General features: G+C 73.0%; 8 protein-coding genes and 1 pseudogene. All 9 read left to right on the plus strand.

The genetic code is table 11. The features are described from left to right. Nucleotides 1–2 precede the first annotated feature (2 nt). Nucleotides 3–1313, plus strand: coding sequence for a SagB family peptide dehydrogenase (locus AB0K43_RS29650; protein WP_363645161.1), 1311 nt, complete (start codon nt 3–5; stop codon nt 1311–1313). Continuing rightward, nucleotides 1310–2953, plus strand: a complete 1644-nt coding sequence (locus tag AB0K43_RS29655) for a hypothetical protein (protein WP_363645163.1) — start codon at nt 1310–1312, stop codon at nt 2951–2953. The genes AB0K43_RS29650 and AB0K43_RS29655 overlap by 4 nt, the downstream gene beginning before the upstream one ends. Continuing rightward, nucleotides 2953–4845, plus strand: a complete 1893-nt coding sequence (locus tag AB0K43_RS29660; protein WP_363645165.1) for a TOMM precursor leader peptide-binding protein — start codon at nt 2953–2955, stop codon at nt 4843–4845. The genes AB0K43_RS29655 and AB0K43_RS29660 overlap by 1 nt, the downstream gene beginning before the upstream one ends. Next, on the plus strand, nt 4842–5993 hold the full coding sequence (locus AB0K43_RS29665; RefSeq protein WP_363645167.1) for a cytochrome P450: 1152 nt from the start codon (nt 4842–4844) through the stop codon (nt 5991–5993). The genes AB0K43_RS29660 and AB0K43_RS29665 overlap by 4 nt, the downstream gene beginning before the upstream one ends. Beyond that, complete coding sequence (locus AB0K43_RS29670; protein WP_363645169.1) at nt 5983–7884, plus strand: hypothetical protein; 1902 nt, start codon at nt 5983–5985, stop codon at nt 7882–7884. Before AB0K43_RS29665 ends, AB0K43_RS29670 begins: the two co-directional genes overlap by 11 nt. A 57-nt stretch (nt 7885–7941) precedes the next feature. Beyond that, nucleotides 7942–8727: a TetR/AcrR family transcriptional regulator gene (locus tag AB0K43_RS29675; protein WP_363645171.1), complete on the plus strand. Its 786-nt coding sequence runs from the start codon at nt 7942–7944 to the stop codon at nt 8725–8727. After that, nucleotides 8724–9923: an amidohydrolase gene (locus tag AB0K43_RS29680; RefSeq protein WP_363645173.1), complete on the plus strand. Its 1200-nt coding sequence runs from the start codon at nt 8724–8726 to the stop codon at nt 9921–9923. The genes AB0K43_RS29675 and AB0K43_RS29680 overlap by 4 nt, the downstream gene beginning before the upstream one ends. A 125-nt stretch (nt 9924–10048) precedes the next feature. After that, nucleotides 10049–10189: pseudogene (locus tag AB0K43_RS29685) on the plus strand (endonuclease III); the annotation flags it as partial. A 688-nt stretch (nt 10190–10877) separates the two neighbouring features. After that, the coding region (locus AB0K43_RS29690; RefSeq protein ID WP_363645177.1) for a PIN domain-containing protein at nt 10878–11029 on the plus strand (152 nt) is incomplete at its 3' end.

An 11029-nucleotide genomic window follows, 5' to 3' on the forward strand; every position in this document is an offset into this window, starting at 1 on the left:
GTGTGTTCAGCGCCGAACGCGGCGGGCGCACCCACTTGATGGCCTGGCCGCACCACGTCAGCCTGCCCTCCGGCGAGTCGACGGCGGAGGTCGTCGCACGGCTGGCCGGCACCGGGCAGCCGGCCGATGCGGCGGACCAGGTCACCGGGCTGCTGCGGCGAGAAGGCTGGCTCGAAGAGGAATTCGCCGACGACCGCGGGGTTGCCTTCGTGGTGCGTCCACTGCGCGCCCGCGAACCCGCGCCCGCCGCCGAAGGGCGGCTCGACCTGTCCCGGTACGCGGTCATCCGGGCCGAGCACGGTGCGCTGATCCTGGAATCTCCCCTGGCCAGCGCCGAGATCACGATTCATCGACGGGAGCTGCTGGCCGCCGCGCTCGATCCTGCGTCCGACGTGGCGCCGGTGCTCGGCGGGCTCGCGGGGGCCCTCCGCGAGCAGCTCTCGCTCGCCGGCTTCCTGGCCGACCCGGACGGCGAGCAGGCCCAGGAGCTGCGCTACCGCCAGTGGGCGCCGCACGAGTTGCTGTTCCACGACCGCAGCCGGCTCGGCTACCGCGGGTACGTAGGCGACGGGTTCGGCGGCACCTGGTGGGGCCGTTCGGCGGGCTTCGCACCGGAGCCGGCCGCCCCGCCGCCCTACCCGGGGCCGCGCGTCGGGCTCGCCGTACCGGACTTCGCCGACCGCCGACAGGGTGAGGGCTCGTACTTCGACGTGGCCGAGGGACGCCGGTCGGAGCGGGTGCACGACGACGAGTCCCCGGTCTCGGTCGACCAGCTCGGCGAGCTGCTGTACCGCACCGCGCGGGTGCGGCGGATGCACGAGGAGGACGGGGTCGAGTTCGTCAGCTCCCCGCGTCCTTCGGGCGGTTCGGTGTACGAGCTCGAGCTGTACCCGGTGATCAACCGGTGCGAGGGACTGGACAGCGGCTTCTACCACTACGACGCGCACCGGCACGAGCTGGAGCTCGTGCAGCCGCTGCAGCACCACGCGGTGCGCCGGATGCTGCGGGTCGCCTCACAGGGATCGACGACCGGCGCGTTCCCACAGGTGCTGCTGGTCGTGGCGGCCCGGGTCGGCCGGGTGATGTGGAAGTACGAGGGGATGGGCTACGCAGTGGTACTGAAGAACACCGGGGTGCTCTACCACGCGCTCGCGGGGACGAGCAGCGCGATGGGACTGGCTGGCTGCCCGCTGGGTACGGACGACGCGGCCGCCTTCACCGAGGCCACCGGCCGTGACCCGCTCGTCGAGGTCAGCGTCGGCCAGTTCATTGTGGGATCCAGCCTCCGTCGGCGTGCGGAGCAGGGCCGATGAGCGCTCCGCGGCGGATGAACGCCTACACGATCGACCACGAGGGCAGGACCTACGGGCTGGCCGAGTCCGGACCGCTGGAGCTGTCGGCCGGGCTGTCCGGCTGGATCCGCCTGGTGTCCTCCTGGATCGAGCAGGGCCGGGATGTCGAGCAGGCGGCCGATGAGCTCGGCGGCGCGCGTGCGGCGCAGGCGCGCCGGGTGCGGGACGCGATGGTGTCCGTCGGGATCCTGCGGTGGCCGGCCGTGCCCGGCGAGGTGAGGTTCACGGGTGAGAGCGCCGAACTGGAGGGCGCGGTGGAGCGCAGCGGGCTGACGCTGCCGGCCGTCGTCCTAGGAGCCGGACCCCTTCGCGGCGATTGGTTCGAAGGCGTCCGTGCCGCGTCCGGGGCGGGCCGTGCAGGCGCCGTACTGTACGCCGAGGGTGCCGCGGTGGTCGTCGGCCCCATGGACGCCGAGCAACTGTGCGAGGTTGTGGCCGCCCTGCGCTGCGGCGACCTCGCCGACGGGCTGCCCCACCCGACCGCGGCCCGGACCGCCGCGGCCCAGTTGGTCCGGCGGGTCGCACTCGGGTCCGCGGAGGTCTGGAGCGGTCTCACGGTCACGCGGGAGGAGACCACGTCCTGGCGGGCGCTGTCGCACCCGTGGCGGCCCGCGTCGCCGGACCGGGTCGCCGAACCGTTCGACGAGCGGGTGATGGCGGTCATCGACCCGGTCCACGGCGTCGTGCGCGAGATCGGCGAGGACGACCTGCCCCAGGTGCCTCGGCACCTCGCACGGGCCCGGGTCGTTGGTCGGGCCTCGATCCGCCCGCTGGACGTGGAGGTCGTCGCGGACGGCTCCGACTACGGACAGGCCCGGCGACGGGTCGTGCTCGCAGCTCTCGCGGTGCACCTCGAGTCGACCCTCGACCCGCGCGCCGTGGTCGACGCGGCCGGACGGCCCGTCCTCGACGCCACCGACGACCTGTCCGCGCTACGCGCCGCCACGGACCGGATCGCCACCGCTCCGGGGAGCCACTTCCTGCGCGCCCGCCGCCTCGCGGACGACAGCCCGGCGCTGGTACCGGTCGGCCGGGCGCGGCGCTGCGAGGCCGGCGCCGGGCCGGCGCCCGGTACCGCGGCGGCCGAGGCGCGGGACGACGCACTCGCCACGGCACTGCTCGACCTCCTTGAGACCTGGGCGGTGGACGCACCCGGACCGGTCGTGCGGGTGCACGACAGCGAGGGGCTGCCGGCCGAGGCGCGCGAAGCGCTGGACCACCTACTGGTGAGCGATCGCCAGGCCTGGTTCGGTGTGCTGCTCGAGGAGACCGTCCCGACCGCCGTGGCGACCACCCGGCACGGCACCGTCTACGGTCGCGGCACCAGCCACGCTGCCGCAGCCGTCCGTGCGATGGAGCAGGCCGTGCTCACCGACCAAGTGCTGATGCACGGCCGCGCGGACCTGGCGCCGCGGACCCTCGGCCGGGCGTTGCCGCTGCCCGACCGAGTGGCCGACCTGCCCGGTTCGCCGTCGATCACGCTCATGGACCTGCGCCAGGCGGTGGCGCTGCGCGCTCCCGGCACGACCGTGGTCGACCTCGACCACGACCCCGGCATCGCCCGACTCGGAATCACGGCAGTGAAGGTGGTAGTGGACTGATGACGGAGACGCTGACGAATACCGCCGGCGGCGCGGCCGTTCGGCCCGGAGTGCTGGCCCGCACCCTCTCCGACGTGCTCGCGGACCTCGGTGTCGAGGTGCTGGCGAGCGACACCTGGCATGTCCCGGCGGACGGCCCGACCGACCGCCCCTGGCTGAGTGTGCACTCCGAGGTCGGTCAGGTGGTTGTCGGACCGCTCACCCGCCCCGGCGTGCCGGGCTGCCCGAACTGCCTCGACCTGCGGCGGCAACGCGTCGACGCGGGCAAGGCGTGGCTCGCCCCGCTGCGCGAGCAGTACGCCGCCCGGCTCGGACGGGACGTGCCACAGCTGCTCGACGGACTCGCCGCCCAGGTGGTGGCCGATGCGGCCGCCGCGTTGGTGGTGGACGAGCTGGCCGGCCCGGAGGACCGGCGCCTGGTGGCGGTGGTCGGTCTGGCCACCCTGGCCACCACCCGCCACCTCTTCCTGCCCGATCCCTTCTGCCCGCAGTGCGGAGTGCTGCCGCAGGACACGGCGGGCCTGGCTCAGCACGTCCTGCGGCCCGCCCCCAAGATCACCCCGTTCGGGTCGCGAACCCGCGATGTGATGGCCGAGTTCGAGACCGTCCGCGAGCTCTACGTGGACCCGTTCAGCGGCCTGATCCGGCACACCGACCGCGGCGCGGAGGGCGGGCTGGTGATGGCCGGCGCGTCGATGCCCCTGCGGTTCGACAACCTGGCCGAGCCTGGTTACGGCCGCAGCCGCGACTACCGGACCAGCGAGCTGACCGCGATCCTGGAGGCCCTGGAGCGCTACGGCGGCGTGGCCCCGGGCGGCCTGCGGTCCTCCGTGCGAGGCACGTGGCGCGAACTCGCGCCGCACGCCGTGCACCCGGACGTGTTCGGCCACCACCCGGACGAGAGCTACGACGACCCGACCTTCCGCTACCGCGTGTTCGATCCGGACCGGCCGCTGTGGTGGGTGTGGGCGCACTCGTTCGTCTCCGGGAGCGCCCGGCTGGTGCCGGAGGCGCTGGCGTACTACTACTGCCACCGCCTGCGCGGCGACGATCCGGTCTCCTACTACGAGGTGTCCAACGGCTGCGCCCTCGGCTCCTCCTGGGAGGAGGCGACGCTGCACGGACTCATGGAGACGGTCGAGCGCGACGCCTTCCTGTGCACCTGGTACACCCGGACCACCCCGCCGACCATCGACCTGGACTCCTGCCACGACCGGAGCGTGCCGCTCCAGGCGGGCGCGATCAGGTCGAGCACCGGGTACCGCGTCCATGCCTTCGACATCACCACGGACTACGGGATCCCGGCCGTCTGGGTGATGGCGGAGCACCCGGACCGGAAGGGGCCCGCACTGCTGTGCACCGCGGGCGCCGGCCTGGACCCGGAGCGGGCGCTGCTGAACGCGCTGAACGAACTGGGGCCGATCCTCAGCGACGTGATCCGGCGCTACCCGGACGAGGCGGACCGGGCCGCCGAGATGGTGCGCGATCCCTACCAGGTCGTCACCATGCCGGACCACTCGGCCGTCTACGCGGACCCCGAGGCCGCGCGCCGCCTCGACTTCCTCTTCGGCGGGCCCACCATCGGCGTCGACGAGATCGGCGGGCCGGACCGGCTGCGGCCGGACCGCGACGACCTCACGGTGGACCTGCGGGCCGCCGCCGAGCGGGTCGGCGAGGTGCTGGTGGTCGACCAGACCACGCCCGAGCACCGGGCCGGCGGCTTCAGCTGCGTCAAGGTCCTCGTCCCTGGCGCGGTGCCGATGACCTTCGGCTACCGCAACCGGCGGATCGACGGGTTGCCGCGGTTGCTCACCCTGCCGCGCCGGCTCGGCAGGCTCGGCACCGACCTGACCCGGGACCAGCTGAACCCCGACCCCCACCCGTTCCCGTGAGGGCCGGGACAGCGGCCGGACTCCCGGCACTCACCGAACTCGACGGCGCGGGGTGGACCAGGCTGGTGCACTGGCTCGCCGATGCCCGGCACCACACGCCGGTCCTCGCACTCGGCGGCATGCACCACGTGTTCCGAGCCGAGGACGTCCGCACCGTGCTGGCGGACAGCGGGCTCTTCTCCTCGGACCGGACCCGGCTGATGCCTCCCACCGCGCAGCTCGGGCGCGGCAACCTGACCATGATGGATCCGCCGGACCACACCCGGATCCGGCGGATCGTCAACCAGGCCTTCACGCCGGCCTCGGTCAGCGGCCTCGCCCCGGCGATCGACGAGATCGCCGACGAGCTGGTCGACAGCCTGGTCCCGGACCGGTTCGATCTCGTCCGCGACCTGGCCTATCCGCTGCCGATCCGGGTCATCTCCAGGTACCTGGGACTGCCCGAGGACAGGATCGACCGTTTCCGTACCTGGTCCGTCGGATTCAGCCGGGGCGACGCCGCGCAGATGGACGAGATGCACCGGTACCTGGCCGAGGTGGCGGGGGCGAAGCGGGCTCGGCCGGGCGGGGACCTGATGTCCCGTCTGGCGACGGCCGAGGTGGACGGCGTACCCGCGACGATCGACGAGATCGCCTCGCTCGCGGGCCTGATCCTGCTGGCCGGGCACGTCACCACCACCTCCCTGATCGCTGCGGCGGTCCACGAGCTGTGTGTCCAGCCGGCCTTGGACGCCGAGGTACGCGAACACGACCGGGTCGAGGAGCTGGTGCTGGAGGCGTTGCGCGTCCGGCCGGCCTTCGCCCAGGTGACCCGGATGGCGGAGGCGGACACCACCCTGTCCGGCACCACCGTCCCGGCGGGGGCGCTGGTCGCCGCCTGGATCCTGTCCGCGAACCACGACCCGGGGCTGAACCCGGACCCGGAGCCGTTCCTCCTCGACCGGCCGGCCCGTCGCCACCTCTCCTTCGGCCACGGTGTGCACTACTGCCTCGGCGGCCCGCTGGCCCAGATCGAGGCGGTCGCCGCCGTCCGCGCGGTAATCCGCCGGTTCGCCCGGCTGACCGTCATCGCCCCGGTGGAGTTCCACCCACTGCCCACCCTCGCCATCCGGCGGCTCGAACTCGAAGGGCGGGCCGATGCCACCTGAACAGTTCCCGAGGCTCCTCGCCGGCGTGCACGTGATCGCGGCCCGGGAGGGCACGCTGCTGACCACCCGTACCGGCCGCTACCGGGGTCCGGCCGAGCTGCATCCGCTGCTGCACCGCCTCTCCCCGCTGCTCGACGGCAGAACGGCGGAGTCGGCACTCCTGGCCTTGGTACCGGAGCCCCGGCGCCTCGCCGTCGGTCGATGTCTGGACTACCTGGAGTACAGCGGGGCGTTGCGACGCGAGGAGCGGCCGCGCCCCGAGGACCTCCCCGACCAACTGCTCGCCGTCGCCGACCTCGCCGACCCGGCCGAAGCCATACCCTATGAGCGATGCGCGGCACTGCTCGCCGCCGCGGCTTCGGTGTCCGCGCCGGCCGACTGGCTGCCGCTGCTGGACGCGAGCCTTCGCCAGTTGTCGGTGCGGGCCGAACTCTCTGCCGCCCCGGACGTCCTGGTCCGGATCGGCGAAACCGCGGTGGCGCTGCCGTCCGACGGTGGGCGGCTGGTGGAACCGACGGGCCCGGTCGAGCGGGCCGTGATCGCCGCGGCTGTCGCGGCGGAGGCCGTGGGCCGGTTCCTCGGCCGTCCCGCCCGTCCGCTGCCGGCCGCCGGGGCTCTGCCCGGCCTCGAACGCAGCGGCCCGCGGACGAGCGCCGACGCGCCCTTGCTGGAAGCGTGGCCGACGTCGGATCAACTGCAGACGCTGCTGCTCGATCCGTCCACGCTGCTGCCGACCGGTGAACTCGCGTGCGAACGGCCTGCGGCGATCCGGCCGGTCGAGGCCGACGCGGGGCCGAGCGTCCCCGAATGGCTGCTGGCCGTGCTGCGGTGCGTGCACGTTCCGCTCCGCTGGGAGTCGGGCAACCTCGCACACTCCGGCGGCTGGGCGCACCGCGGGCTCGCCTCGGCTCGGGGGTTCTACCCGATCGAGCTCTACCTCGTGACGGACACCGGAGCCTGGTACGTCGAGCCGGGGGAGCTGCGGCTGCTCCCGGTCTCCCGCCCCGCGTCCGAGGGACCGGGCCCGGCGGGCCTGGGCACGCGGTTCACGCTGGTACTGACGGCGCGTGAGAGCAAGGTTTCCTACCGCTACCACCGGTACGCGACGAGGCTGTGCCTCCAGGAGGCGGGGCTGGCCCTGGCGGCGATCGGCGACGCGGCTCGCACCACGGGCGTCGGAGTCGACGAGGTGGTCGAGCTGGCCGAGCGAGGCCGCAGCGGGTCCTGGGGTGAACTGCTCGACCTGGGACCGGACGAGCGGCCGGTCGGCCGGGTCGTGCTGGATCCGCCGCGACGGTTCGGCAGCCGGTCTGCGATCGACCGGCACCTGGACCTGGTACGGCGCCGGCACTCCGGGCACCGGGTGTTCAACGCCCTGGGCACGGACCGGCTCGGCCGGCTCGGGTCGCTGCCCGCCGAGCTGGCGGGAACCCCTGACGGCACACTCAAGTCGTACCTGGTCGTTCACCGCTCCTGCCTCGATGACGCGGGCGGCTGCTGGGAACCGGGGTGCTATCGGGCCACGGAGAAGGGCCTGGTGGTGGTCCGAGCGGGCCTGGCGCCCACGGAACAGCTCCAGCGCGGCCAGGACGCGATGGGCTGGCTCGCACCGGACTACGCCGCCGCCTCGGCGACCGTGATCGTCGCGGCTCCGATCGGCGAGGCCACCGCCGACCTGCGGCGGCTGCACACGGCCACCGCCGCTGCCGCACGGGTCGCGCACCGGGTGCTGCTCGCTGCGGCGGCGGCCGGGGCGGCAGGGCGCATTCACAACAGTCTGCGCGGCGATGTGATCGCCGCAGTGACCGGAGACGCGCGGATCGCCGCGCTGTTCCAACTGATCGTCGGGTGCCCGGGCCCCGACGGCACCATCAGCGTCGGTCTGGGCTAGACCGGGCCAGGCCGCGTTCACCGACGCCAAACGCACGACATCCACGGGGAGCAGACGATGTTGATGACCACTCGGCAGTCCACTGTCCAGCCGCTCGGCAACTCGATGACCGGTTCGCTCCGCACCGGGCCGGCGGGCGGCGACCCCTGTGGCCGATCCGCCCGGGTCCTCGACGCCATGGTCGATCTCGTGCTGCGGATCGGGTACCCGAAGATCAGCGTCCAGGACGTCGCCGAGCACGCGGGGATCGGCAAGGGAACGGTGTACACGCACTGGAACAGCAAGGAAGACATCATCGACGATGTGCTGGTCCGGGAATTCGACCGGGTCCACGAACAGTTCATCGCACACCTGCCACATGATCGCAGGCTCGCCAGCCTGCACGCGGCCGGCTGCGTGCTTTACCAGCAGGTCATGGCGAATCCCGTACTGCGGGCCTACAACACCCGCGACGCACGAGTCCTGGGAACCCACGTGGCGCCACCGGTGAATCCGGACGCCATGGGGATATCGCTCGCGTCCGTCCTGGCGCGGCAGGAGTATTTGGAGCTGCTACGGGTGAACGGCCTGATCCGGGAAGCGGTCTGCTCCGAAGAGGGTCAGCTTTCCATCGAGGCCGTCGTCAACGGCTTCGTCGCGCGACCGGGCGCGGGGGATGACCCTAAGGAGTGCAAGGCATCCTCCCGTCTGCTGGCGACGGTGCTGCGCCGGGCGTTCGAACCCGTCGAGCCGCCGACGCCGGCGAATCAGAACCGGATGATCGCGGAGCTTCTGGCCGCCCGTCCGCTGCGGTCCGGGACATCGATGCGGCTGGCCGAGGCGCGCATGACGGGCCAGCGGTGACGGCTCTGCGGCTGCCGGACTGGGCCCCGGCCCTCTACGAATCCCTGCACCGCGGCCCCGAACTCGGGTTCCAGGAGCACCGCACCGCCGGGCTCCTTGCCGAGGTGCTCAGCCGTGAGGGCTTCGCGGTGACCCGGGCGATCGGTGGCACCGGCCTGGTGGCGGTGCTCGACCGCGGCCCCGGGCCCGTCGTCGCGGCGCGCGCGGAGCTGGACGCCCTGCCGCTCCAGGAGCGGACGGGAGCCGCCTTCGCCAGCGAGGAGGATGGGGTGATGCACGCGTGCGGGCACGACCTGCATCTGGCGGCGCTGGCCGGGGCGGCCGCACAGCTGGCGGGCCGCCCGGATCTGCCGAGCGGACGGATCGTCCTGATCCTGCAGCCGGCGGAGGAACTGGGCAGCGGTGCCGCCAGGATGGTCGACGACGGACTGGTCGAGGCTGTCCCGCATCCCGACGTCCTGCTCAGCCAGCATGTGTCGGCCATGGCTCCGGTCGGAGTGCTTGCCTCCACACCCGGAACGGCGCTGGCCGCCGCGGAGACGCTGACCGTCACGGCAGGTGCTCCGGGCGGGCACACCGGCCTCCCGGATTCCGGCCCCGACCTGGTGCTGTTCGCCGCGAATCTCACCCAGCGCCTGCACACCGTGGTGGGCCGTGACGTGCCGCCGTTCGAGCAGGCGGTGGTGTCCGTGCCCGCCATGGTGGCGCCGGCCGCACCAGGTCTGCGCGCGCCGAGCGTGGCCGTCACGGTGAACATCCGCACCTTCGAGGAACGCGTACGGGAACTGATCCTCGGCCGCGTCGACTCGGTCGTGCGGGCGGAGTCGGCCGCCGCCGGACTAGCCTTCGGCGAGGATGTTCAACTGGCACAGCACAGTCGCGTCCCCCGGGTGGAGAATACGGCGCGGGTCCGTGACCGTCTGGCCGCGGTGCACGAGGCCCGGCTGCCGGTACGTCACCTGACCGTCCCGCCCGCACTTGCCTCGGATGACGTCAGCGTTCTCGTCCGGGCCTTCGGGACGGCGGCCGTGTACTGGTTCGTCGGCTCGGGCGAACCCGGCAGCAGACTCGGCCCGGTGGGTCCGGCATGTCACACCGACGCGTACCTTCCCCATCCGGCGACCCTCGCCGTCGCGACCGCCGCGATGCGCGAGGCCATGCTGGCCGGGCTGGCCGGTGATCTGGGCAGCGACTGATCCCTACCGTCCACAGGACTAGTCCGCGACCACGGGTGTTCAGCCGGCCCGGGGCCCCGTGGGGTAGCAAGGGTTTGCGCCTGAATCTCTGCTGAGCATGAAGAGGTTCGGCGTAGCCTCCGGTGATGGCAGAGAGCACGGCACGGAAGGCACTGGCGAAGACCGTGGTGAACAAGGCGGCGGTGGAACCGAGGAAGCCGGAGCCGTACCTGGCGATGGTGCGGCGGGCGCGGAGGATCGACCGGGAGCTGGCGGAGCTGCATCCGTAGGCGCACCCGGAGCTCCGGGAGGGTGTGACTGTCGAGGGCGATCGTGCGGACGCTGCTCTGACCCGCATCTGCGGGTGCGCTCACGCTCGGGCACCACCGGGGGGGCAGGGCGTGCAGGGCGACCTGGACGCGGCCGGCGCCCGCCGACCTGAGCGCCTGCGAGGGGCCGGGGTCCGCGTCCTCTGACGGATCGACGGGGCCTCGGTCGGGCATGGCGAGATGGCCCGGAGGGTGTCGGTGCGCGTGGCTGAGACCGCGGCCTCGCCGAGGGCGCCGCGCGGCCACGGTCCGTACGGTGAGCCTCTCGCTGCTGCGCGGACCTGAGCGCACCTCAAGGGTTCTCGGCTCGGAATCCCCCTCTGGCGCGCGGTCGGGAAGGGTGATCGGGGCGCCTATCGCGGACCTGCGGCGGTACGTATTCGATCGACCACGCTGCGGATAGCGGCCGCCGAGCGCGGCTGGCACCGGAAAGGATGTGATCCACGTCACGTTTGAGCGGCGCGCATCACTGACTATCGTTCGTTGAAAGGAACGCCCATATCACTGGCCGTGCCGTCCGCTCGCGGATTGTCGGCCGGCGCCGGTACGGAGAGTTGACTGCCGCGGCAAGGCAGTCGTCAGCCGTCGACTCACTTTCGCGAATGCCCCAGCTGCCCGGCACCAGCCCCTGCCAGGGAGACGCCACATGAGCCTCGAAGACCGCGGCACCCGGCCCGAGCCGGCGACCCGCTCCGGCAAACGCGACCGGCGGACGTACGTACTCGACACCAGCGTGCTCCTGGCGGACCCCCTCGCCATGACGCGCTTCGAGGAGCACGAGGTCGTCCTCCCGGTGGT

This window comes from Kitasatospora sp. NPDC049258 (assembly GCF_040678895.1).
Taxonomy (GTDB): Bacteria; Actinomycetota; Actinomycetes; order Streptomycetales; family Streptomycetaceae; genus Kitasatospora.

Excerpts from the sequence above, each read along its gene's own strand:
- AB0K43_RS29655 (WP_363645163.1), top strand. The coding sequence starts at position 1,310 with ATGAGCGCTCCGCGGCGGATGAACGCCTACACGATCGACCACGAGGGC.
- AB0K43_RS29660 (WP_363645165.1), top strand. The coding sequence starts at position 2,953 with ATGACGGAGACGCTGACGAATACCGCCGGCGGCGCGGCCGTTCGGCCC.
- AB0K43_RS29670 (WP_363645169.1), top strand. The coding sequence starts at position 5,983 with ATGCCACCTGAACAGTTCCCGAGGCTCCTCGCCGGCGTGCACGTGATC.
- AB0K43_RS29675 (WP_363645171.1), top strand. The coding sequence starts at position 7,942 with ATGTTGATGACCACTCGGCAGTCCACTGTCCAGCCGCTCGGCAACTCG.